We start from the raw sequence: 25,348 nt of genomic DNA, 5'->3' as shown, positions 1-25,348 counted from the left end.
ACGTATATAATTATATAAATCAATGTGTTAGTAATACATAAAAACGCGCGAAATAGCTATAAATGATGATGGAATATTTGGCCGTTAGATTTATATTTCCAATATTTGTACCCATAAAGTGCCGTCTCTTACAAAGAAACGATACTGATACGAAAGTGCGTATTTAGAATTTTAGTTTCCAATGACCTTAGTATTAGTGATATAGGTGATATTAGGGGATTCAGAGTTATGTCCATAGCTCAAATTTAGCGATGATTAAGCCTGAAAGCAGAGAGAATTCGAATGTCACAATGCATGGAGGAAGAACGACTCGTTTGGTATGTAATGCGTTTTCTGTATAATCGCAAATCGGATACGCGGGACCGTCTCGATAAAGCTTCTGTCGAAACATTCGTTCCTATGCGTTGCGAGATTAAAAATCGAAATGGTAAGAAAATACGCGCTTACGTTCCTGTAATATGGGATTTGCTGTTCGTTCATTCTACCGAAAAAGTTTTAGCTCCTTTTTTGGAAGCCGATAATTATTTCCAATATCGGTACCGCCGGGGCGGCAGACAGGCAGAACCTCTTATTATTCCCGACAGCCAGATGGAACAGTTTATCAATGCGGTGAAAGGATCGGAACGTCCCATTTATTTTACGCCTCAGGAGTTGAATATCGATAAAGGAACCCGAATCCGAATTCACGGAGGGCCGTTTGATGGAATTGAAGGCATATTTATGAAGGTAAAAGGCGCAAAGGCCAAACGGCTGGTGATAGAGTTGCCCAATACTTTGGCTGTCGCGGTTGAAGTCAATCCCGATCTGATCGAAATTTTATCCGAATAGACAGCGGTCGTTTCATCCCGTTCATCTCTTATTTTAACAGCCATAACCGGAATTTCCATGACCGAAACAGATTTACAGGTATTGCTTCCGTTTTTGTGTAATCACCGCATAAAAGGACAAAGCGAAGTACGTATCGATGCTCTTCTTCGTATGTATTTGTCGATTAGTATGTTGTGTTGTGTTGCGTCGTCTTGTGATTATTTGAATTGCAATAAAATTATCCGCAAGATGGACATTCTTTATCAGATCATGGATCGTACCTCGGTTAACGGTTTGTGCCGGATGTATCGCCTGGTTAAAGAATCCGCATGGGGCGTTTACGGAAAAAAAGACGAAGAATGTAGCGGATTATATTACCGACTTTTAGACAGTTATTTGAAAGATCCCGATCCAGGACAGGAGTTGGATGTACTGCGCTGTATAGCTTATGAGTTGGGAAATGTTATGGGTGATAATACGGAATTGGATTATTACCCGTTTTACCGAGCAAAGTGCGGGCAATGGGTCGGCGAACTGGATACGAAGGGTTGCTGGAGAAGACTTCCTCAGGAAATAGCCGTACGTAGGATCGAGTTGCTGCAAAATTATAGCGATGCTTTCCGGGACGATCGTTTTCACGATGCGGTGTTGCGTGCGTATAACTATTATAAGAAACGTTTGGTTCTTCCTGAGAACGCTGTCGCCGAACAACTTCCGTTGTTGACGGCATGGTATGATCTGTTGCGGATTTCCGGTGCGTTCCCTTGTGAGCACGACCTGCCGAAGCGGATTGCCGGATTGATCGAAGGGGTGGCGAATACTGTCGAGACTCGTACCGATACATGGTATCTTGCTACCAGTTACGCCGTCGAGCAATGTTGCTCCGATATTATGGACAGGGTGCAGCATGAAATAATGCAGGAGGCCGAATGAATTTGCCTGTACGTATTGGGGTAATCCCGTGTCTTTCGGGCGGTACGAGACATTCGTACCGGCCTTATAGGGATATGATATTGGGTGTGTTTCGAGAATGTCTCCTCGCTTTATGCGTCGGTGCTGGATGCAATATCTGTTACAAAAGATTTATTTTTCGGACATAGTAATGGGTAAAATCCGATGGTCGTAAATCAACTGAAAGCCGGAGCCGTTCTAAATTACGTAGTGATCGGGCTGAACTCGCTGGTCGGGCTGCTTTATACGCCCTATATGCTGCGGATGATGGGGCAGAGCGAATACGGTCTTTATTCGCTCGTGGCGTCTGTGATCGCCTATCTGACGATCATGGATTTCGGCTTTGGAAATGCTATTATCCGTTATACGGCTAAATTTCGCGCGGAAGGCAGACAGCAGGAGCAATACGCCATGTTCGGAATGTTTCTGATCCTCTATTCGGTGATCGGTATACTTGCATTCGGAGCCGGCTTGGGACTGTATTTCAATGTCGAAGCATTGTTCGGAGATACGATGACCGTCGTTGAGGTCGAACGGGCTAAGGTGTTGATGATCATTTTGATTTTTAATTTGGCCGTCACTTTTCCTCTGAGTATTTTCGGAGCCGTTGTTACGGCTTACGAAGATTTTATTTTTCAGAAAGTCGTTCAGATCGTCCGCATCTTGCTTAACACCGTCGTGATGATCTGTTTGTTGAAAATGGGGTATCGGGCCGTAGCGATGGTAGTCGTGCAAACGCTGTTCAATCTCGTTACACTGTTGTTGAATTATTATTACTGTCGTCGCAAAATCGGGATACGGATCGTTTTCGGACGTTTTCGCTGGGGGTTTCTCCGGGAAGTGACCGTTTATTCGTTTTGGATATTTCTGAATGCGATTATGGACCGCATTTACTGGGGTACGGGGCAGTTTGTGTTGGGAGCCACCGTCGGCACCGCAGCCGTGGCCGTTTTTGCCGTAGCGATTTACCTGAAAGATATGTACTATTCGTTTTCGACCTCGATATCCGGCGTTTTCCTACCCAAAGTTACGGCAATGATCACTACCGGCGCGTCGGAGCAGACCGTATCCGATCTGTTTATTCGTATCGGACGTATCCAGTACATCGTACTGGCATATGTCCTGTCTGCTTTTATTCTGTTGGGGCGGCCGTTTATCGCGTTGTGGGCCGGCGAAGGGTATGACGAAACTTATGTTATCGCGTTGATGTTTTTTGCTTCGACCCTGATTCCGATGATTCAGAATCTGGGAATTACGATTCTTCAGGCGAGGAATGAAATGAAATACAGGTCGATCCTTATTCTGGCGGTTTCCGCGGCGAGTCTGGCTGCGGCCATCCCGGCAGCCAGACAGTTCGGAGCTTTCGGTGTGGCGGCGGTAACTTCCGTAGCGGTCGTGCTGGGACATGGCATCCTGTTGAATATCTATTATAAGCGCAAAATTCATTTGGATATACCGCTTTTCTGGACGGAGATCGCGCGGATGAGTGTCGCTCCGTTGATCATTACTGTCGGCGCGTTCATCTTGTTGAAATACGTATCGGTAGACAGCGTACTCTCTTTCCTGTGTGTTGCGGTTGTTTTTTCGTTGATATATTTTCCCTGTATCTATCGGTTCTCAATGAATCAGTATGAACGCGACCTGTTCATAAAGCCTATTCGCAAAATAGTACGGCTCTGAGTAGTCCGGTTGATGCCTCGTAGACAGGCGTCTGCTGAATGGTTCTTCATTTCGGTATTTTTTAAGAAGAAATTCTCGGCGGAGACTCCTTGTAGAATACATGTCCGGATTATTTCATTCCGAATTGACAGGCCGGTAAAATGTCTGAAAAAGTATGCGGATTTTAATTATGGGAGGTACCGGCGCCATGGGATCGCACCTGGTCGGGATCCTTGCGGCCGATCCTGCGAATGAACTGACGGTTACCACCCGCAAAGAATTTCCCTCCGTCGAAAACGGTTGTATACGGTACGTACGGGGAAATGCCCATGATATCGGCTTTGTCCGATCGCTTGTCCCTGTGGGGGCGAAGTGGGACTGCATCGTGGATTTTATGGTTTATACGCCCGACGAATTCAGGGAGCGCGTGGATTTCTTGTTGTCGGTATGCAAACAATATGTTTTTTTGAGTTCGGCCCGGGTTTATGCCGGATCGAACGAGCCGATCGTCGAAACCTCGCCGAGGTTGTTGGATACCGTAAACGATGAAGTTTACCTGCGAACCGACGAATACGCCCTTGCAAAGGCCCGCGAAGAAAATTTACTGTCGCAGTCCGGAAAAACGAACTGGGTGATCGTCCGCCCTTATATAACTTACAGCGAAATACGGTTGCAACTGGGCGTACTGGAAAAAGAGCAGTGGCTATACCGGGCTATGAACGGTAGAAAAATCGTTTTTCCGAAAGATATCGCGGAAAAAATGACTACGTTGACCTATGGTTACGATGTGGCGTGCGGTATAGCCGCTGTTGCCGGAAAACCGGCGGCTAACGGCCGTGCGTTTCATGTTACTGCTGCGGAGGCGATCAGATGGAGCGATGTGCTGGGAATATACCTCGATGTACTTGAAACTCATCTGGGGACACGTCCCGGAGTGGTGATGCCTGACGCGGCTCCCAACCTGAAAAATCCGGAAACGCAATATCAGGTGCGATATGACAGATGGTATGATCGCAAATTCGACAATACGCAAATCGACCGGTTCTGCGACACGGCCGGTTTTACGAAACCGGCCGACGGATTGCGGTTCTGTCTGGAACGTTTTGTTCGGAATCCGCGGTTCGCGCAGATCGTTTGGACGGCGGAAGCCCGTTGCGACAGAATCACGGGCGAACGGACTCCGCTTCGTGAGATTCCGTCCGTAAAATTCCGCTTGGCGTATCTGGCGGCAAGGTATATGCCCCGTAATTTATTTGAACTCATACGAAAACTTATCAAACGGTAATTGATCCTTTTTTCGATAATCGTCAGACAAATATCATGGAAAAGTATTACACCTCCGAACGCAATGCGCAGATCGTGATCGCTCTGTTGAAAGCTAATAACATCCGTAAAATCATAGCATCTCCGGGCGCTACGAACATAACGTTCGTCGCTTCGATACAGCAGGATCCCTATTTCGAGATCTATTCTTCGGTCGATGAGCGTTCGGCGGCCTATATGGCGTGCGGTCTGGCGGCAGAGTCCGGCGAGCCGGTCGTCTTGAGCTGTACGGGCGCTACAGCTTCGAGAAATTACCTTCCTGGGCTGACCGAAGCCTTTTACCGGAAGTTGCCCGTACTGGCGATCACGTCGACGCAGTACGAAGGCAGGGTCGGGCATCATATACCTCAGGTAATCGATCGCAGCAGACCGCTCAACGATATCGTTCATGTAAGCGTTTCGCTTCCGGCCGTAAGGGACGAGGAAGAAGCGTGGAGTTGCGAAATAAATGCCAATAAGGCGATCCTGGCCCTCAAGCATCGCGGCGGCGGTCCGGCGCATATCAATTTGGCGACCACTTACAGCAGGGATTATTCGGTGAAGGAACTGCCGTCCGTCCGCGTGATCGACAGGATTTGTGCAGGAGACCGGTTTCCGGAATTTCCTGAAGGTAAAGTTGCCGTTTTCGTCGGTTCCCATCCGAAATGGACTTCGGAGCAGACCGAGGCGGTCGATCGATTCTGCGAGGCGCACGATGCCGTCGTTTTCTGCGATCATACGAGTAATTACAAAGGGAGATACAGGGTTCTTTATTCGTTGGTGCAGAATCAAAAGATGCTTACAACCGAAACCAACAGCGTCGATTTGCTGATTCATATCGGAGAGGTATCCGCGTCTTACTATCCTTCGGCTCGGACTGTATGGCGCGTCAGCGAGGACGGCGAGATCCGCGATACCTTTCATAAACTGCGTTATGTATTCGAAATGTCCGAGCAGAATTTTTTCGGGCATTATGCCGGTGTATCCGATAGGCATTCCGATGAATATCTGAAAAACTGTCGGGCGCTTTATCAAAAAGTTTACGACGCTATTCCGCAGAATTTGCCCTTTTCGAATGTTTGGACGGCGTATAAAATGGCGCCTCTTCTTCCGGAGAACTCCGTGTTGCATTTCGGCATTCTGAATACGCTGCGATCGTGGAATTTCTTCGAAATACCGAAGTCCGTGTTTTCCGATTCGAACGTCGGCGGGTTCGGGATCGACGGCGGCGTCTCTTCGCTGATCGGGGCTTCGTTGGCCGACCCGACCCGACTTTGTTTCGGTATTTTCGGCGATCTTGCGTTTTTCTACGATATGAATGCGGTCGGAAATCGTCATGTCGGCAACAATGTCCGGATTTTGATAATCAATAACGGCCGGGGAACCGAATTTCGTCAGTATGACCATCCTGGAGCTCTTTTCGGAGACGAAGCCGATCCTTATATCGCAGCGGCAGGGCATTTTGGCAACAAATCGCAGGCATTGATCCGGCACTATGCGGAAGATCTCGGATTCGAATACATGTGCGCTTCGGACAAAAATGAATTCGAAGCGCTGTACGAGCGGTTCCTCTCTCCTGAACCGGCCGCCCGGCCGATGCTTTTCGAAGTGTTTACCGACAGCGGGGACGAGAGCGATGCCCTTCGCGCCATTCGCTCCGTCGAACAGAATACGACAGGGAAGTTGGTGGATTTCGCACGATCGGTTATGAGCGAAAAACAAAAAAGTTTCATCAAAAAAACGCTGGGCCGGTAACTATTGGCTTTTTGTCTCATAAGAATATTTGCAGAATATGAAAATTGGAATCGTAACTTTCTGGAACAGCGAGGATAATTACGGTCAAATACTTCAGTGTTATGCTCTTCAGCGTTTTCTGCGGGATAAAGGGCACGATGCTTTTCTGATAAGATATGCGCCCGGACGGAAAATAAACCTGAAATGGGTTTTGTCTCTTCCGTGTAGAATCGTCAGGAAAATCTCGCTACGGTTATTCCGTCGGAAGGAATTCCGTTTTTCGCAGCGATTTAAAGAAATGAACCGGATCGTGAGGCAGGAGAATGCTGCCCATCCGCGTCATTTTTCGACATTCAAAGAGCGCTTTATTGCGGTCACTTCGAGAGTCTATGATCAATATGATATTTTCACCGATCCGCCCGGGGCGGATGCATACATCGCCGGAAGCGATCAGGTCTGGGGATCGGTCGATCCGGTCTATTACCTGATGTTCGTGCCGGAAGGTTGCAAAAAAATTGCTTATGCGCCGTCGTTCGGCGGTATGAAACTCGCCGGGAGCCTCCGGAAAAAGATTAAACGGTACATATCCGGGTTCGACGTACTGGCATTGCGGGAGCGACAGGGCGTGGAAATATGCAGGGAGTTGGGACGCAGCGACGCTTCATTGGTACCCGATCCTACTTTGCTGTTGTCCGTGCACGATTATTCGTCGATAGCCGCCCCGTGCCTATATTCGCAGGATTACCTGCTGCTTTACCTGCTCGGCAATGAAATCGATTTCGATGTGGCCGAAGTTTATGCTTGGGCTCGAAGCCGGCATATCGAGGTGAAATACGTCGCAAGTCAGGGACGGCAGGACGCATACGACAAAATCTATCCCAATGTGGACGAGTGGCTCAGTCTGATCCGGAATGCCCGGTACGTCGTCACCAATTCGTTCCATGGAATGGTGTTCAGTATTATTTTCAATAAACCGTTCGTCGTCATTCCGTTGGCCGGGTCTTTTACGCGGATGAACGATCGTATCTTCGATACGCTGTCGGCGGTGCATCTGACCGAAAGGATTTATAAAAATTCACTCGATATTTTACTCGACCCGCTGGACATCCGGGCGATCAACGATTATTTGAAACAAACGGGGAACGACATATCCCTAAAATTCGACTATTGGCTGGGAGCGTAAATAGTGCCCGGCATATATGCCTCGAAGTCGTCTGTCGACGTCGGTTCCGGGGAATTCGGGGCAGGCTGTACGTTCTCCCCATAAGATTGATCAAAAGCATCGGCCGCATGGCGAACGCTTGCCGTAATCGATAGAGCGGCATTTATTCGGATGTACTACCTCATTTTTTTCTTATTTATCGTCGTATGCTGCAGCCTCTCGCTGCACGGTCGTTTGTCTCCGGAAACTAAACGGGGATTGCAATTTTTGTTGTTTATCTTTTTCTGGTTTACGGCCGGATGGAGGTATGAAACGGGGACGGATTACCTGGCGTATGTCCGGATTTTCGACAGTTCCTCCGATCTCAGCCATTTATTGCATACGGGTACGTTCGATGTGCCGATGATCGAACCGGGGTATCTGTTTATTAATTCCATATTCATTTCGTTGGGAGTGGATGTCAATTACATGTTTCTGTTTATCTCTTTCTGTACGACTTTACTGTTATTCCGTTCATTCGAAGATTATCTGCCCGATTATAAATACCTCGGATTGTTGACTTACTTCGCTTTCATCTATTTTCAAATGGATATGAGCGGATTGAGACAGGCCATCGCATTGAATGTATTTTTCGTGGCGCTTCGATATATTTACAGGCGCCAGTTTTGGCGTTATACGCTTTGTATCCTGTTAGCTGCGACTTTTCATGTGTCGGTGATCATCGTTTATCCGTTATATTTCTTTTTGAATAAAAAAATATCGTCCCGGCTGATCGTGGGAACGTCCGTGGCAGGATTGCTGGTAATCGGTTTGCAGTTGCCGATTATAGGTTGGATAACCGAATATCTGATTTCACCGCTTTTCTCGTCGAATATACTATACAAGGTATTGTATTATACGACTTCCGATATAGAACCCTGGCCGATCAATATTAAAGTATTCTTCTACCTGGCCATACTCTTTGTCATCGTATATAACCGAAATAAACTGGCGGAACGTTTTCCTTATTTCAATATTATATTGAATCTGCTTTTCCTTTTTGTGCTGCTCAGAAACGTATTGTGGGAATCCGTCGAACTGGATATGCGATTGGGCTTTTACATGTCGTTGGGCATGACGATGGGATTTCCGCTGTTATTCGAGATCGTATCCCGGAAATTGATCCGGCAGTTGACCTTTGTAGTTTTCGTTTTTGTCAACTGGTATCAATGTCAGAATTATTTCTTTTCGATCCCGACTTTTTCGCCGTACCAGAATTACATCGTGCATAAAATCTTTAAGCTCCCCAGTAACGGCGAGGAGCGTTTGTACGAATTGATGAATCGTGAAAATAATGACTAAAACCCGGCTCCTCATCGTCGCGCATTCGGGTTATATGGGAGGGGCGGAGACCGTGCTGGCGCACGCGATCAACAACGTGTTGTCGGATTCTTCCCGGTATGAAACGGATGTATATTACCCGCTGGGAACGGGTTCCCTTTTCAGAACAGCGCTTCGTTCGGAAACCGTAAGGCGATGTTGCGCATTGCCTTACCGGAATATAGCTTCGGGCTCATTAAAGACATTGATTGTTCTCCTGTACAGCCTTCCGACGATTTTGTGGCTTATCGCTGTCTGCCTGTTCCGCAAGACCGATCGGATTTATGTGAACAGCGCTGTTAATTTCCCCGGAGCATGGGTCGCTTACATTACGGGGAAACGCTGTCTGTGGCATATTCATGAGCAGCCCAATGCACATACCGATTACCTCCCCCGCTGGATGATTTCGACCTATCGAAAACTGTTTACGGCATCCAATATCACTCCCGTATTCGTGACCGAACGGTGCCGTAGGTTATGGAGTCAAAAATTAGCGTGCGATTTCCCCGTTTACAGGATTGCTTATCCTCCGTTGAAAGAGCTGCCTTTAACGGTTTCGAAGAAAACAGGAACGGCTCTCACGATCGGTTATCTGGGGGCTTTGATTCCGGGGAAGAACGTCGCTGCGCTCGTGCGGTCTTATGCGCGGTTGCATACTTCTCATCCGCAGGATCCTCCTTATTTGCTGATATGCGGAAGCGGGCCTTGCCTGCATGAATTGCAGGATTTGGCCCGTACGCTTCATGTAGAGACGTTTACCGAGTTCCGGGCTTTTCAAAACGATGTGTCCGGCTTTTTTGCCGATATCGATATGCTTGTCCAGCCTTCGCTGAACGAATCGTGGGGATTGACTGTTTTGGAAGCCATGAGCCAGCGGAAAGCGGTCATTACGACGACGGAAACCGGTTTGCACGAGATACTGACCGGAGAAGAGTGCCTGTTTTTCGACCCGTCCGACGAAGACGAATTGTATAAGTGTTTGGAAGCATTACAGGAGGAAGGGCTTCGCAACAGGCTGTCTTCTAACGGATATGATAAAGTCCGCCTTCTAAATCTCAATCATCAGTTTGAACTAACGATAAAAGACATATTATGACTATTCCGAAACTTATTGCATTTTATTTCCCTCAGTTTCACGCTATTCCGGAAAACGACGTGTGGTGGGGGGCCGGATTTCATGATTGGCAACTGGTGCAAAATGCAAAACCGCTGTTTAACGGACACTATCAACCCCGTATCCCCATAGATGGAAACTATTACAACCCCTGTGATAAAGAGACGCTTGCCAAACAGGCTCGGCTGGCTTCGGAATACGGTGTCGGAGGATTTTCTTTTTATCATTATTGGTTCGACGGTAAATTGATGCTGGAGAAGCCGCTGGAGACTTTTCTGGAACATAAGCAGATTGATATTCCGTTTTGTCTGACCTGGGCCAACGAGACCTGGACACGGGCATGGATAGGACATCCCGAAGCGGTATTGATACAACAGAATCATACGGACAATGTAGATCTGTGGCGCAGGCATTTCGATTACCTGTTGCCGTTTTTCAAAGACGAGCGGGCAATCCGCATCGACAATAAGCCTTTATTGTTGATTTATCAGCCGTTTATTATTGCGAATACGCAGGAAATGTTCGGATACTGGCGTAAATGGGCGGAAGAAAGCGGCCTGCCCGGTTTATACCTGATGGCCGTCAAAGGACACCAATATCCTTCCTGCGATTTTCTAAAATCGTATGATGGTTTGTTAAAAACGCAGCCACGGGAAGCCTTCGGTTCGAAACATTTCAAACATCAGAATCTAACGGATCGTTTTTACTGGCTGCGCAAACTCCCGGAAAGCATTCAAAATTATTTGCGTAAAATCAATCAAAGTATACGCAGCTATCAAATCATCGATGCGAATGAATTGTGGGAGGTGATTTTAAAAAATGCTTATTGTCCCGAATTCAAAGAGTCTGTCGATATTTATGAAACGGCGTTTTTTGACTGGGATAATACGGCCCGCTACAAAAACAAGGCAAAAATATACCGGGGGCTCTCTTTCGACTCCATGGAAAACAACCTGACCGAACTCATGAAAAAGGCGCGGGAGCACGACTCTCCTTATGTGTTTTTCAATGCATGGAACGAATGGTCGGAAGGCGCTTATCTTGAACCCGACTTGAAAAACGGTTACCGTTATCTGGAGATCGTAAAGCGTGTGAATCAAAATCTGAGTGCGCTGTAGGATGCGCAGGTTGCCGATTGAATCTCTGTTATGACTTTCGGTATTCTGTTTCGCTAGTTATTGTCCCTGTTTACATTCGGCTTTAAAATTCAATCGAACAAATAATACAGGATAGTCCTGTATCGGCGCCGCGTTGTTGCTGCCCGTATAGGACTGTTCGGTGCATATATCAATTATGAAAACAAAAATTCTGCACATTCAGGTGCTTCCGAAATTATCCGGCGTACAACGCGTATCTCTGGAGATTATGAAGAGTCTGCCCGATAGCCAGTATGACAAATGGATACTTTTCAGCGATTCGACGGACGTCGGCGATCGGGAGCAGTGTGAAAGAGAATTCCGGAGAGCCGGCGTTCGGGTTATCTACTCGAATAAAATGAAGCGAGCGATCGGATTGTCGGATATCGGAGCTGTCCGGGAGATTTATCGGTTATGCCGGCGGGAAAGATTTGACATCGTACATACCCATTCCACGAAACCGGGTGTGGTCGGGCGCATAGCGGCGACGTTGGCCCGTACGCCGCGGGTAATACATACCGTGCACGGACTGGCCTTTCATAAATTCGTCGGGCTTCCCCGGTGGCTGTTTTACTGGGGATGCGAGATGTTTGCGTCGTTGTTTTGCGACAGAATCATCCTGGTCAACCGTTATTACAGCAAATATTTCAAATGGTGCGCCCGTAAAGTTTCGACCGTTTATAACGGGATAGATTTTTCCGCTTATCCGGGACATCTTCCGGTTTCTCAGAAAGGAACGACGCCCCGGATTCTTTTTGTCGGCAGGCTGGATACGCCGAAAGACCCTCTGACTTTTCTCGAAGCGGCGAAAATCCTTATCGGGGAATACCCCGACGCAAAGTTTACTATGGTCGGAGACGGCGAAAAATACGGGGAGTGCAAGCGTTTTATCCGAGACAATGGTTTGACGGCCAGTATCGATTTGGCCGGATGGCAGCAAGATGTTTCATCGTTCTATGTTTCGCACGATATTTTTGCGATGTCTTCGATCTACGAATCTTTCGGATTGATTTTCGTCGAAGCCGCCCATTACGGGCTTCCGGTAGTTGCGACCAACGTGGAAGGTATTCCCGAGGTCGTTTCGGACGGAGAAACCGGACTGTTATGCAATCCGCGTGATCCGCAGGCTTTGGCGAAAAATATGATGACCCTGATCCGGCACCCGGAACTTCGGGATTCTTTCGGACAAGCGGCCCGCAAACGGGCATATGCCCTGTTTACGAGCGAACTTATGACCGATCGTTACAAAAAAGTTTATCGGGAACAGCGTAAAATGCCGGTGACATGAGGGCGTCCCGAACGGGCCGGCTTGTATATCCGACTTGAGGGCGGTTCCGCTCAGTGGGCAAAATATTCGTATTTATTTTTTCCGGTATGCGGATCAAAATCGCCTGAGGCCATCGGCCTCAGGCGATTTTGATTGATCGTCGTTTGTAAATCGGGTTAAAATACGAAGCTATATTCGCCGGACAGCACTTCGAACACCTGTTTGCCGTTTACGGTGCCCCGATACCTGATGTTTTCGTCGTCCGCCGCGACGGTATGTCCCGATTCGGTGATCTTTTCCCTCGCCGCTGCGGGGAAGTGCACCTCGGCGCTGCAATTGGCCGGTATCCGGATATTCCATTCCGTTTTTTTGCGCTTCGTCCGCCGCCACCTGCTCTCTATTTTTCCGGAAACCGAATGGTGGGACGCTTCGACGAAGTCGAGTCCTTCGGGAAAGTCGGGATTCATGACGATCCGCCGGAAGGCCGGTTTCGCGGGATCGGTTCGGATGCCTGCAAGGTTCTCGTAAAACCATACCAGCAGGTCGCCGAGCATCATCACGTGGTTTTGCGAATTCATATCGGGTGCGGCCGTATCGAAATTCCAGAGCTCCCAGATCGTCGTGGCGCCATGCGTTATCATATAACCCCAACTCGGGTAGGTCTTTTTGAGGGCGATGCCGAGCGCGAGATCCGGACGGCCGATGCCCGAAAGCGTTTTCATCAGCCATTGGGTGCCGATGACGCCCGTACTCAGGTGGCCCCGATTCTTCACCTCGACGAGGTTGCCGACGTAAGCGGTCACGCGGGGCAGTTCTTCCGCCGGCACCATTCCGAACGCTACCGGCAACAGGTTGGATGTGAGTTCCCCATTGTCGTAATAGCCGTCCTCGGAACGGTAGAACCTGCGGTTGAATCCGTTTTTGATGTTTTCGCCCAGCTCGGCGTAATAGGCTTTATCCTGCGGCCTGCCGGTCAGTTCGGCGAATTTTTGCATCAGTCCGGTGAAATGATAATAGTATGCCGTGGATAGGAGCGGGTTCGGTTTTTTTACGTTCCCGCTCAATCCTTTCCCGGCCTCGGCCGTAGAGGGAGGCGCGCACCAGTCGCCGTAGACGTCCCTGCTGACGATATACTCCGCGGTCATGTAACGCCCTTTCATGTAGGCCAGCCATTTCTTCATGGCATCGTAATGATCCGATACGGCGGAGAGGTCTCCCGTCTGGGTATAAAGCATGTCCGCTATGATCAGCATGACTCCGGGCCAGGTCATGTTGTCGCTGAAATAGCGCCAGAAGTCGGGCGCCAGGTCCGGCAGCGAACCGTCCGCTTTCTGCGCCCTTTTCAGGTCGTCGAGCAACTTGCGATAGAGCTTTGCATTGTCGAACACGAAATTCTCTCCCAGAGCGGCTACTCCCCGGTCGCCCAGCCACGGCTGTTTTTCGTTGCGCTGCGGACAATCCACCGGCATTCCCTTGTAGTTGCCCGCAATGCCCCACCAGGCATTGCGGTAGATCCTGTTGAGCAACTCGTCCGAGGTTTTGAAACTGCCTACCGTACGCATATCGTCGGAGACCATGCAGGCCGTGAAATCGGACGGGTCGCATTGTCCGGGATAACCGGAGACTTCGACGAATCGGAAACCGTAGTACGTAAAAGCCGGTTCGTAGGTTTCTCGTTCGCCGCCCCGCAGGGTGTACAACCCTTCGGCTTTGGCGCTCCGGAGGTTGGCCGTGAATAGCTCTCCGTTTTCGTCGAGCGATTCGGCGTATCTCAGCCGGACAGTCTGTCCGCGCGCTCCGCGGACGCTGAAACGCATCCATCCCGTCAGGTTTTGCCCGAAATCGACGATGAACCGGCCGTCCGTTTTCTCCGTTACGGAGACGGGGGCGAGTTCTTTTACGACCTTCATCGGGTCGGTCGTTTGCGCCTCGTAGGTTCCGCCCGGCTCCTGGACGAACTCGGCCTGCAGCCATCCGCCGTCGTCGAATCCCGGCGCGTCCCAGCCCGGAAACTCCCGGGTCGCGTCGTACTCTTCGCCGTCGTACAGGTTGTTGGCCCGGATGGGGCCGTCGGCCGTTCCCTTCCACGAGTCGTTCGTGAAGATCACTCTCGAGGAGCCGTCGGCGTAGGTGATCGCCAGGTTGAACAGTACTTTCGGATAGCCGAAGTTTTTTATTTTGAACGCTTGCTGGAACTGCTGCATCGTGAAATACATACCGTTCCCGAGGACTATGCCGATCGCGTTGCGGCCGCGTTTCAGCGCGTCCGTTACGTCGAATGCATTGTACTTTACGTTTTTGGTAAATTCGGTCTGTACGGGAGCCAGTACCCGGTCGCCTATTTTTCGGCCGTTGATGCGAAGTTCGTAAAATCCGAGCCCGATGATATAAGCCGTCGCCGAACGGATCTCCTTGTCGCAGTCGAACTCTTTGCGGAAGTAGCGTGCGGAGAGTCGCGAACCTTGCGGATCGCCGTCCCACGGGAAGCGGCGGTCGAAACCGATCCATTGGCCGACCCAGTCTTGGAATTGAAGAAGCCCGACCTGCCATAGCGCCGGTTCGCTCCATGCCGTTTCTCCTTTGTTGGTATTTGCTTTTACCTTCCAGTAGTAATAGCTGTTGCGCTGCAGCGGCTTTCCCGCATATTTTATCCCCGACGTCGCGTCGCTTTCGATCTCTCCCGAATCCCACATGTCGCCCTGGTCGCGGTCGAGCAGAGTCTTGTCCGTAGCGACGAGGATCCGGTAAGCCGTCTGAAGCACGCCCCGCCGGTCGGATTCGAGTTCCCAGCTCAGCCGCGGCTGCAATACGTCGATCCCGATCGGGTCGGTCATCTCTTCGCAGCGGAGGCGGGCTATGCGCTCGTTCGCAAATAGGCTGCCGGTCAGTAGCAGCAGGGCGGATAACAATAGTTTTTTCATGGGTAAATGATTATCGGGCCTCCAGAGCATCGTTTGCGAACTCCCAAAAAACGATGCGTTGCCGGTTCCACGTGTAAGTGACCGCCACACGGTCTCCGTGGGCGATAATCGCCGGGTAGGAATACTCCGCCGGCGGATTGTCGTTTTCGAGCGCGATTGTCTTCGGCCACGTTTTGCCGTTGTCGAACGATACGGCCAAGTTGAGCAGCGACCTCGACCCCGCATCGCCGCCGACCGGATTGTATGCCAGAACCAGCACGCCGTCCGGGAGTTTTATCAGGTCGATGCCGCTGTTGTTGTTCGGCATGTCGGTCGGGTAGAGCGGACACCAGGATTTTCCGTAGTCTTTCGAGTCGCTCCGGTAGATGCGGGCGTTGCTACTGCGTACGAGCATGTGGACGATTCCCGGCTCCGATTCCCAGAGCGTGGGCTGGATGACCCCGTGTCCCCTGAAATTGCTGCGGTCCAGTTCCAGAAAGGGCGTCGCCTTCCATGTTCTGCCGTTGTTGCTGCTGCGGTCGACGAATACGTCCCAGTGTTTGTCGCCCGTCTCGCTTTCGAACGATGCGCCGGCCAGCCATACGCCGTTCGATAGGACGATGGGCTTATTGCGAACAGGGCCCCGGCCTCCCCGGTCGCCTTTGACGAGTTCGACGGGTTTCGACCAGGTCGTTCCGTCGTCCGACGAAGTCGTCCACCATGTCTCCCATTCGGTTATTTTTTTCCCCACTTTGAAAAAAAGATAAACTTTTCCCTTCCCGTCGCGGAACAGCACCGGGTTCCAGTGGGCGTCGTCGCGGATTTTCGCGACTCGGCGAGGCGCCGACCAGTTGCCCGGCTTGCCTTTGGACAGCCATATGGCTACGTTGTCCGCGCTCTCCTTGTCTCCGCCGAACCATGCTACCAGGAAATTGCCGTCGTCGAGTCCTACCAGCGTGGATGCATGGCACTGTTTGAAAGGACGGTCGTCGCCGAACAGGAAATCCCGTTCCGTCAGGGCCGCGTCTTTCCCTTCGACGTTCACGGCGCGTTCCGGTTCCGTTTGTAGCGCCGGTTCCGCCGGGATTTTCGGATAAGCGGCTTTCGGGCCGGCAATGCAGAAAAAAAGGAGGACGGGTAAAAGCAGTCGATAAGGTTTTTGCATACTGGGCTTCGTTTTATTGTACGTCGGATATTCCGGATGTCCGGCTGCCGACAGTCGGCCTATCGCGGATAAAAATACGAATAAAATTCGAGATGTCGAATTTTCGGCGGCGTTCTCCGAAGCGACGGCTATATTCCTTTGATCGGCAGTACGCGGCGGAGCGTCGCCCGCGTGAGTATCCTGCGGTTCAGAAAACTGACGATGTATCCCGTGCTGCAAGCGGCGATCAGTGTTCCTTCGCGCACGCCTTCGATGCGCCGTGCCAGCAGGAGCGACAGCAGCGTGGCAACCGTTACGAGCGAGATGTCGAAAGCGACTTTGAATTTTCCGAAATCCGTATTATAGCGCCGCGAGGCGTAGTTGACGAATCCTTCGGCGCTCATCATGACCACGCGGGGTTTGATCTCCAGTACGACGCCGATCGACTGCACGATACAGCCGGCCAACAGCAGTACGATCGCCGCTGCGTAGTTCGGCGGCAGCAGATGTTGCGTCAGGACCATGTTGAAATCGATGAACAGCCCGAAAAGCAACGAAAAAGGCATCTGTAACAGGATTTCGACCGTGTCGCGTCGCGTCATGCGGTCGCGAATAAACCAGAACTGTCCGGCGATAAGCAGCATGTTTATCACGAATGTCCAGGTTCCCAACGTCAGCGCGCTGTTGAGGCTCAACACGTAGTTCACGCTCGATATCGGGGTTGTCCCCAACGACGAACGCAGGATCAGCACGATTCCGGCGGCCAGGAAATAAAGCCCGGTCACGAACAACAGGTATCTGCCCACAAGATTTTTCATCGATACGAAAAACAACGACGCGAATTTACGAAAGATTTTCGTATTTCGCACCGACGCGGCGTCGGCGATCCGGCAGGCGATCTTCGTGGGAGCGTAAGGCGTGTCGTCCGCATTCGGATTCTCGGGAATCCGAATGTTTAGAATTCGAGCCGTATTTCAGTCTCTCCGTCGAAAGGGCGGACGACGACCGTTTCGTCGTCCGCGTTATATGTGCCGCCCGTTACCCGCACGGGTTTTTTCCCTTCGGGATGCGGCAGCCTGATTTTCACGCAGGCGGGTTTCCGGGCCGGGTCGCATCGAACGCTGGCTTCGATCCGGTTGTTGCGGACGTTCGATACCGCCCGGACGTTCAGCGGCCCGAAATAGCTTTGCACGCCGCTCAGTTCGATTCGATCGCCGTCCGCCATCCACCGGCGCGGAATTACCCGGAAGAGATTCAGCGTATCCGCATCCTCCATATAAAGCATCCAGCGGGTTTCCATCAGGAAGTTGGCTTCTTCGTGGGTCTTGTGGGGACTCAGTTTGTAGAGATGCTCCCAGAACGTATAGGTTCCCGGATCGGCGTAGGGGGCCATGGTGTGGTAATAGGTGCTTAGGAAAGGTTTTACCATTCCTTTTTTCGCTTGCAACCAGTTGTGACGGCTGTAATACGGTTGGCTGAAAGTCGAATTTTCCTGGAACATCAGTTCGCTGTGATATTTCAACAACAGATTCGAAACGGGCTCTGCCGGGTCGATTACCTCGCAAAAAACCAGGTACATCGGCCCCAGCATGGCATCCGGGACGGTAAAGGTGCCGTGAGAGCGGAAACATTCGGCCTGTTGGTACAGCAGGCGCGGTCCCGGAGCTTCCGTCCAGGGAGGCGCGGTCGGGCTCCACGTTCCGTCTCCCAGCGGAACGACCGGCGAAAGAGCCATCGTCCGTTCGAGCGATTCGCGGATGTCGTTTCTCCAGTCGGCCGCTTCCTTCTGCAGGCTTTCGGCTTCTTCCGCTCCGATGGCTTCGAATACTTCTCCCATGCGTTTCATGCCGAGGTAACCGTAGCCGTTCAGCATGAATTGGTGGAAATAGTCTTCCGGATCGGCGACCTTTCCGTCGATCATGCCGTATCCGCGTCCTCTGAGGCTGTCCTTTTTACTGCGGTTTCTCCATTCGGTCAGGTAGCGGCAGGCTTTCAGCAAGGCCGGTTTGATTTCCCCGATCCATTCCTTGTCCCGGGTGTAGCGGAAGTATTCGCCCACCGACCACAAAACGGCCCCCGTTTCGACCATATAGCCGTTGTAATTCTCGATTTTTCCATTCTCCTGCTGGGTTTCGATAAAGTAGTTCAATGCCCGCCGGGCCAGGTCGTTCAACCCCATCGAGGCGTAAAATTGAATGATCGGGGCGCTTTCCGTTCCGATCGGAGAGTAAACGCCCACGTTAGCGGCCAGCGTCCCGTCCGGCTCCTGCCCGAAAGTCACCAGGTCCAAATGCAGCAGGCCCGCGCGGACCATCTCGTCGATCCTTTTTTCCGGGACATGGATACGGGCGGCGCGCTCCAGTTTCCCGTTCCAATAGGCCTTGCACGCTTCGTAGCGTTTTTCGAACGACTGTGCGGCCAGTTCTTCGGCCCGCTGTCGGGAGACGGGTTCGTGCGGAATGTAAAAGTTCACTTCGATCCGTTCCCCGGGTTGGAGCAGTACGGCGAGTTCCTCGTTACACAGCGGTTTCCCTTTGATTGTGGAAATACAGAATACCCGGTCCTCCGAGAAAAATGAAAATCCTTTTTCCCGGTCGAATTGATAAGCCGCTCCGATATACAGATTGTTGGTGGGCATTGCCGGGCGGGGGGCCTTGATCCAGGCGTAGCGGGGAACGGCTCCTTCGTTTTCGATTTCCGTCCGGATGTAGAGGACGGCTTCCTCGTCGGCGGGCGGGATCGCGGCCTGTATGTCGGCCAACTGTTTCTGCTGCGTTTCGGTAAATACCCTCCCTCCGGAACGGCTGTCCGAGATCAGGAAGTGGGTTCCCTGCACGTTGCCGGCGTTCAACTCCGACTTTTCGAGCGACACGAACGATACGCTGTGGTAACGGACATCGTCGTCCGTGAGTTCGGAGTGGTAAATGGGAAGTACGCCCTCGTCCAGATGCCGGGCGATGTTATCCATGACTCCCACGCCGCGTCCCAGCGCGTACCGGTAGTAGAGCGCCGAAGGGGCCGTTTCCGGCAGTACGACGGGGGAAGAAGAGAAAATCGGACGGATCAGTTTGTCCTCTAATGTGCCGTCCGGCAGCTCTTCCGATATTTCGAACATGCGGATGTCTCTTCCCATGCCGAGCCAGATCGGAACGTTCGACCGGCGGGCGCGTGCCGCCGCGGTTTCGAAAGAGACTTCCGGCTCGGTTTCGATCCGTTCGATCTTGGTACGGCTTTTTCGGGAAAGGATCTCTCGCTCGACCTCCGCATAACAACGGCCGTCTCCGGCCGGGAGTACCGTTACTTTGTAATTCGGAATGTAGATCGGCGTATTCCGGTTTACGTCCCTCAGGAAAAAGGAGAAGGAACCCTGCGGAGCTTCGACGTGGATCAGAGTCGCCTCCGGTCCGATTTTCGTATCGGCGCTGTCGACGAAGCATTCCAGCCGAGCTCCGGAAGCGTTCCGGATGCGGTAGGCGTTCCCGTCGATCCGGACATTCCCTTTTACGGCTTCGATCCGGGCGATTTTCCCGTTCGTAGCCGAAATGCTTCCCGTTCCGGTTCCCCCTTCCCATTCGATGGTAAAGGAGCCGGTCGTTTTATTTTCGGTTTGTGAAGACAGTTTTCCTCCGACAATCAAAAAAAAACAGAGCGCAACGAGTACTTTTTCCTTCATTTTGTTTAGATTAAGTATTCTACAAAAATAATATTATTTTCGGTTCGTCGCGAATGCGGAACCGAATATTGTCGAATCGGCGGAATTATGTGCGTCCTGCATTCCGCTCGCGTCCTTTCCGGCGGCGGAAACGGCGAAATTCGGACGGATTACCGATAAAAGCTTCGTTGTCGGTACGGGCAAATGATTTTCGTACCGATATTTACACTATATTTGAATGTGCTTTGTCGAACGGGGACGCATGTTTTGTCCGTCGATCCCGAATCATGAAAAGATGACCCGTTGCCCGATCGTCGATTATGCGCCCGAGCGGCTTGTGCCGGTTCGGAATACGGATGAATTCCGGTAAACAGAAAAAACTACTAAACTATGTCCCACACTCTATTCGGAGCGCGGCTGATGTTGATCGCCGCCGTGTTTTTAACGGGTTGCCGCAGCGATGCGGGAACCGTTGCTTCGTCCATGCTCGAACGGGGATTCGTCGCCCCGCCCGATTCGGTAAAAATCAGTACGTATTGGTATTGGATTTCCGGGAACGTATCGAAAGAAGGTGTAGCCGAAGACCTGCGATCGATGAAAGCAGCCGGAATCGACCGCGCCTATATCGGCAACATCGGTCACGACGACGTTCCTTACGGGCCGGTCGAGCTGATGAGCGAGCCGTGGTGGGAGATATTGCATACGGCCCTCAAGACCGCAACGGAACTGGATATGGAGATCGGCATTTTCAACTCTCCGGGGTGGAGTCAGTCCGGCGGTCCCTGGGTGAAGCCGGAAGAGTCGATGCGTTATCTGTGCAGTTCGCAGGTGCGGGTCGAGGGCCCTTCGAAGTTTTCGGGCAGGTTGCCGAAGCCCGAAGGGATGATTCAGGACGTGCGCGTGATCGCCTATCCGGTGCCGAAAAACGACGGAGTGCTGCTGAACGGCGCGTCCGGAACGGTGCGTTCCGTACCGGCTTTGCCCGGTATCGGACGGTTGGCCGACGGGGATACGCTTACGTCCGTCCGGCTCCCCGTCGGGAAAACCGCGATCGTTTTCGAGTCGCCGGAGCTTTTTACCGCCCGCAGCATCACCGTACGTCCGGAACACCGCCCGATCGTAGCGAATGCCGTCCTCGAGGCTTTGGACGGGAGCGACTACCGGCCGGTGGCGGAGTTCGATATCAGTCGGTTCAACGAAATGCCCAATGTCGGGTTCGATGTTTATGCTCCCGTTACGATCTCTTTCCCGGCCACGTCTTCCCGGGCGTTCCGCCTTTCGGTCGATAATGCCGGCGGACCCGCCGCCCTGCGCGAGGTGGAACTTTCGGCAGCGGCGCGGGTCGAACGTTACAGCGAAAAAAGTCTGGCTAAAATGCACCAGACTCCTCTGCCGTACTGGGAGGACTACCTTTGGCCCGCTCCGGCCGAAACGGACGATCCTTCGCTGGCGGTCGATCCTGCCGCCGTGCGGGATATCACGGAGTTCGTATCCGGGGACGGAATGTTGACATGGGACGTCCCGGCCGGGGAGTGGGCGATCCTGCGCACCGGAATGGCTTCCACGGGCGTTACGAACAGTCCCGCCGCCCCGGAGGCTACGGGGCTGGAGATCGACAAAATGAACAGGGAGCATGTCCGTACCCATTTCGACGCTTTTATCGGTAAGATTCTCGAGCGGATTCCGGAGGCCGACCGCCGGTCGTTCAAAGTGGTGGTGCAGGATAGTTACGAAACCGGCGGGCAGAATTTTACGGACGATTTCATCGCCCGGTTCGAAAAATGTTACGGATACGATCCGGTGCCGTTTTTGCCGGTGTTCGAAGGCGTCGTGGTCGGAAGCGCCGAAACTTCGGATCGTTTTCTGTGGGATGTGCGCAGGATGGTGGCCGACGCCGTGTCGTACGAATATGTAGGCGGCATGCGCGAAGTCTGTCACGAACACGGGCTTACCACATGGCTCGAAAATTACGGGCACTGGGGATTTCCGGGCGAGTTCCTGCAGTACGGCGGACAGTCGGACGACGTGGCCGGCGAGTTTTGGAGCGAGGGCGAACTGGGCGATATCGAGAACCGGGCGGCTTCGTCCTGCGCGCATATTTACGGCAAGTCCAGGGTGTATGCCGAGTCGTTTACATGTGCGGGGGCGGCTTTCAGCCGTTATCCGGCCAATATGAAACAGCGTTGCGACCGTTTTTTCGCCGAAGGGATCAACAGCACCCTGCTGACGCTGTTCATCTCGCAGCTCGACGACGGCCGGCTTCCGGGCGTGAATGCCGCTTACGGAAACGAATTCAACCGCAACAACACGTGGTATCCCCAGTTGAATACTTTTATCGAGTACCTGCGTCGCTGCAATTTCATGTTGCAACAGGGGCTGAATATAGCCGACGTGGCCTATTTTGTCGGCGAGGACGCTCCGAAGATGACCGGCGTCGCCGATCCCGCGTTACCTGCCGGTTATCAGTTCGACTATATCAACGGGGAGGTGCTGCGCGACCGGGCGTCTGTGCGCGACGGGTTGCTGACTCTGCCGCACGGAACGCAGTACAGATTGCTGGTGCTTCCCGAACTCGAAACCATGCGGCCGGAACTGCTGACGAAGATCGCCCGGTTGGTAAGGGACGGGGCCGTCGTGCTCGGCCCGTGTCCCGACCGTTCGCCCAGCTTGCAGGGACAGCCCGGCGCCGACCTGCTGGTGCGTGCGCTCGCTTCCGAAATGTGGGCGGAGGTGGACGGAGTGACCCGGAAGTCCCGGCGGTACGGCAAAGGAGCGGTGTTGTCCGGCATGAGCATGGAGGAGGCCCTGGCCTATGTCGACTGCCCGCCGGATCTGAAAACCGATTGCCGCGATATCGTATACGGGCATCGCAGGGTGGGGGAGACGGATATCTATTTCGTGGCGAACCAATCCGCCCGTCCGGTTGCGTTCGAGGCCGGTTTTCGCGTTAGGGGGCTTCGACCGGAGCTGTGGCTTCCCGTTTCGGGTGCGATGCGCCCGCTTCCCGAGTTTACGGTTTCGGACAGGAGCGTTTCGGTTCCGTTGAAGCTGGAGCCTTACGAAAGCGCGTTCGTCGTTTTCCGTGAGCCTGCGCAGGCGTCGGACGCTTCCCGCGGGGGAGTCAACTATCCGGAGCCGGTTCCGGTCGTCGAGATAACCGCTCCCTGGACGGTGGCTTTCGACGCCGCCCGGCGCGGACCCGGAGAGTCCGTAACGATGGATTCCCTGACCGACTGGGCGCTCAGCGACGACGACCGGATCCGGTTCTATTCGGGAACGGCTTCGTATAAGAACCGGTTTACCTGGCAGGCGGCCGATCCTTCCCGGCGGTTGTTGCTCGACCTGGGGTACGTCGCCGCGATGGCCCGGGTCAGGCTGAACGGACGCGACGTCGGAGGGGTGTGGACTTATCCGTACCGGCTGGACGTAACCGACTTCGTAAAAGAGGGCGGGAACGATCTGGAAATCGAGGTCGTCAATACCTGGGTCAACCGTCTGATCGGCGACAGCGCGTTGCCCGCCGGCGAACGTCCGACGTGGTCTCCGCACAATCCGTGGACCCCGTCGTCGCCGTTGCAGACATCCGGGCTGCTGGGCCCCGTACGTATAGAAAGCGTTTGTTATCAATAAATCGTAAGAATGTGAGGACGGAAAATATTCACCTGGTATATTTCAGCGCGACTTATACGACCCGGAAGGTCATGAGACAGATCGCCGCGCAAATCGAAGGACGGAAGACGGAGTACGACATTACCCGGAGCGCGCCCGGGGCGGAAGTAACGATGGACGACGGCGACCTGCTGGTAGTGGGTATGCCCGTCTATTCCGGACGCATTCCCGCATCCGCGCTGCCGGCGCTCCGCAAGTTCCGGGGAAACGGGACGCCTGCCGTCGTCGTATGCGTTTACGGCAACCGGGATTACGACGATGCGTTGCTCGAACTGACCGATGTTGTCGGAGAAAACGGATTCAGGGTCGCCGCCGCCGCCGCGTTCGTCGCGCAACACTCCATATTTCCGCAGGTCGGAACGAATCGTCCGGATGAGGAAGACATACGGCGGATCGCCGCATTCGTTCGGCAGTTCCGTCGGAAAATCGATTCTGCGGCCGATTCCGCCTCTTTGCAGGAAGTCGTGCCTCCGGGCGGCCGTCCTTATAAAACGCCGGGGAAAGTGCCGTTGCGACCGACGGGCGGCCGCAAGTGCACGGGGTGCGGCGTATGCGTCGAACGATGCCCCGTACAGGCCATTCCTGCCGGCCGTCCCCGGCAAACGGATCCGCAGAAGTGTATCGCCTGCGGCCGCTGCATCGTCGTATGTCCGGCCCGCGCCCGCCGTTTCGGGGGATTGCTGTATAAAATCGTCCGCCGGAAATTCGTGAAAGCTTATTCCGTGCGGAAGGAGCCGGATATTTATGTGTAGTTCCGCGACCGTCCGGATATTTCGTTATCTTTGTATCCTTACTCAATTCGGATAGGCATGGAAGATATCATACGGTTTCTGGAACAGTTGAGGCGCCATAACAACCGGGAATGGTTCGAAGCGAACAAGCTTTGGTACCGCGACGTAAAGGCCCGGTTCGACGGTTTGGTCGCCCGGCTGATCGACGCGATCGCCGCTTTCGATCCTTCGGTCGCTGGGCTTGCGGTGAAGGACTGCACTTATCGGATTTACCGGGATACGCGGTTCAGTCCGAACAAAGAACCCTACAAAACCCATTTCGGGGCTTATTTTTGTCCTCGCGGGAAAAAGTCGGGGTATGCCGGTTATTATTTCCATGTGGAGCCGCAGGGCGACGGGCTGATCGGCGGTCACCTGCTTTCGGCCGGATTGTATATGCCGGAACCGAACGTGTTGAAAAGCGTCCGGGACGAGATCTTCGATAACGGGGAACGTTTCGCCGCCGCTGTCCGGGGAGCGTCCGGTTTTTCGTTGAACGCGGAGAACCGGCTGAAACGGGCGCCGGCCGGTTTTCCGTCCGACAGTCCGTATGTCGAATACCTGAAACTGAAGGACGTCTATTTGGAAAAGTTCGTCGACGACCGTTTTATGTTGCAGGCGGATCTGGTCGAAAGCGTTGCCCGCGAGTTCCGCGCGACGATGCCTTTCATCGCTCTGTTGAACAGGGCCGTGGATTATGCCCGTGAGGAGATGTAGTCGCC

At 52.8% G+C, this 25,348-nt stretch carries 17 protein-coding genes; 13 read left to right on the top strand and 4 right to left on the bottom strand.

Annotation, left to right across the window (positions count from 1 at the left end):
- Positions 1-294: 294 nt before the first annotated feature.
- The 10 genes from GFH31_RS02400 (at position 295) to GFH31_RS02355 (ending at position 12,512) form a co-directional block, all read left to right on the top strand.
- Positions 295-828 carry a UpxY family transcription antiterminator gene (locus tag GFH31_RS02400; protein WP_172970798.1) on the top strand — a complete coding sequence of 178 codons (534 nt, stop codon included), beginning with the start codon at positions 295-297 and terminating at the stop codon, positions 826-828.
- Positions 829-885: 57 nt separating this feature from the next.
- Positions 886-1,740, top strand: coding sequence for a hypothetical protein (locus GFH31_RS02395; protein WP_101573997.1), 855 nt, complete (start codon positions 886-888; stop codon positions 1,738-1,740).
- Between the two features lie 183 nt (positions 1,741-1,923).
- Positions 1,924-3,438, top strand: a complete 1,515-nt coding sequence (locus GFH31_RS02390; RefSeq protein WP_118458262.1) for an oligosaccharide flippase family protein — start codon at positions 1,924-1,926, stop codon at positions 3,436-3,438.
- Positions 3,439-3,592: 154 nt separating this feature from the next.
- Positions 3,593-4,702: an NAD-dependent epimerase/dehydratase family protein gene (locus GFH31_RS02385; RefSeq protein WP_101574001.1), complete on the top strand. Its 1,110-nt coding sequence runs from the start codon at positions 3,593-3,595 to the stop codon at positions 4,700-4,702.
- A gap of 35 nt (positions 4,703-4,737) precedes the next feature.
- Positions 4,738-6,474 (top strand): thiamine pyrophosphate-binding protein, encoded by a 1,737-nt coding sequence (locus GFH31_RS02380; protein WP_101574002.1) that lies wholly within the window; start codon positions 4,738-4,740, stop codon positions 6,472-6,474.
- Between the two features lie 37 nt (positions 6,475-6,511).
- Positions 6,512-7,636 carry a polysaccharide pyruvyl transferase family protein gene (locus GFH31_RS02375; RefSeq protein WP_145996583.1) on the top strand — a complete coding sequence of 375 codons (1,125 nt, stop codon included), beginning with the start codon at positions 6,512-6,514 and terminating at the stop codon, positions 7,634-7,636.
- Between the two features lie 237 nt (positions 7,637-7,873).
- Entirely contained in the window at positions 7,874-8,956 is a 1,083-nt protein-coding gene (locus tag GFH31_RS02370) for an EpsG family protein (RefSeq protein ID WP_180951586.1), read from the top strand.
- A complete protein-coding gene (locus GFH31_RS02365; protein ID WP_101574007.1) occupies positions 8,949-10,070 on the top strand; it encodes a glycosyltransferase family 4 protein in 1,122 nt (373 codons plus the stop codon). Before GFH31_RS02370 ends, GFH31_RS02365 begins: the two co-directional genes overlap by 8 nt.
- Complete coding sequence (locus GFH31_RS02360; protein ID WP_118458258.1) at positions 10,067-11,206, top strand: glycoside hydrolase family 99-like domain-containing protein; 1,140 nt, start codon at positions 10,067-10,069, stop codon at positions 11,204-11,206. The genes GFH31_RS02365 and GFH31_RS02360 overlap by 4 nt, the downstream gene beginning before the upstream one ends.
- A 175-nt stretch (positions 11,207-11,381) precedes the next feature.
- On the top strand, positions 11,382-12,512 hold the full coding sequence (locus GFH31_RS02355; RefSeq protein ID WP_101574011.1) for a glycosyltransferase family 4 protein: 1,131 nt from the start codon (positions 11,382-11,384) through the stop codon (positions 12,510-12,512).
- 155 nt (positions 12,513-12,667) lie between these two features.
- On the opposite strand, the gene GFH31_RS02350 is transcribed toward GFH31_RS02355, so the two are convergent.
- The 4 genes from GFH31_RS02350 to GFH31_RS02335 form a co-directional block, all read right to left on the bottom strand.
- Positions 12,668-15,412, bottom strand: coding sequence for an alpha-L-rhamnosidase (locus tag GFH31_RS02350; protein WP_216645974.1), 2,745 nt, complete (start codon positions 15,410-15,412; stop codon positions 12,668-12,670).
- A gap of 10 nt (positions 15,413-15,422) precedes the next feature.
- The gene (locus GFH31_RS02345) at positions 15,423-16,556 is read right to left on the bottom strand and encodes a sialidase family protein (protein ID WP_153498281.1); all 1,134 of its coding nucleotides are present in this window, start codon (positions 16,554-16,556) and stop codon (positions 15,423-15,425) included.
- A gap of 128 nt (positions 16,557-16,684) precedes the next feature.
- Complete coding sequence (locus GFH31_RS02340; RefSeq protein WP_101574045.1) at positions 16,685-17,353, bottom strand: YczE/YyaS/YitT family protein; 669 nt, start codon at positions 17,351-17,353, stop codon at positions 16,685-16,687.
- 137 nt (positions 17,354-17,490) lie between these two features.
- Positions 17,491-20,208 (bottom strand): hypothetical protein, encoded by a 2,718-nt coding sequence (locus GFH31_RS02335; RefSeq protein WP_153498282.1) that lies wholly within the window; start codon positions 20,206-20,208, stop codon positions 17,491-17,493.
- A 369-nt stretch (positions 20,209-20,577) separates the two neighbouring features.
- On the opposite strand from GFH31_RS02335, the gene GFH31_RS02330 reads away from it, so the two are divergent.
- The 3 genes from GFH31_RS02330 to GFH31_RS02320 are packed head-to-tail and all read left to right on the top strand — an operon-like array spanning position 20,578 to position 25,343.
- Entirely contained in the window at positions 20,578-23,817 is a 3,240-nt protein-coding gene (locus GFH31_RS02330; protein ID WP_153498283.1) for a glycosyl hydrolase, read from the top strand.
- An 11-nt stretch (positions 23,818-23,828) separates the two neighbouring features.
- Positions 23,829-24,608 carry a 4Fe-4S binding protein gene (locus GFH31_RS02325; RefSeq protein WP_101574020.1) on the top strand — a complete coding sequence of 260 codons (780 nt, stop codon included), beginning with the start codon at positions 23,829-23,831 and terminating at the stop codon, positions 24,606-24,608.
- 57 nt (positions 24,609-24,665) lie between these two features.
- The gene (locus GFH31_RS02320; protein ID WP_101574022.1) at positions 24,666-25,343 is read left to right on the top strand and encodes a DUF2461 domain-containing protein; all 678 of its coding nucleotides are present in this window, start codon (positions 24,666-24,668) and stop codon (positions 25,341-25,343) included.
- Positions 25,344-25,348: the final 5 nt, after the last annotated feature.

This window comes from Alistipes sp. dk3624 (genome assembly GCF_009557455.1).
GTDB lineage: Bacteria > Bacteroidota > Bacteroidia > Bacteroidales > Rikenellaceae > Alistipes_A > Alistipes_A hominis.
The sequence above is the reverse complement of the archived record's forward strand: the minus strand, read 5'-3'. Positions and strand labels throughout refer to the sequence as shown.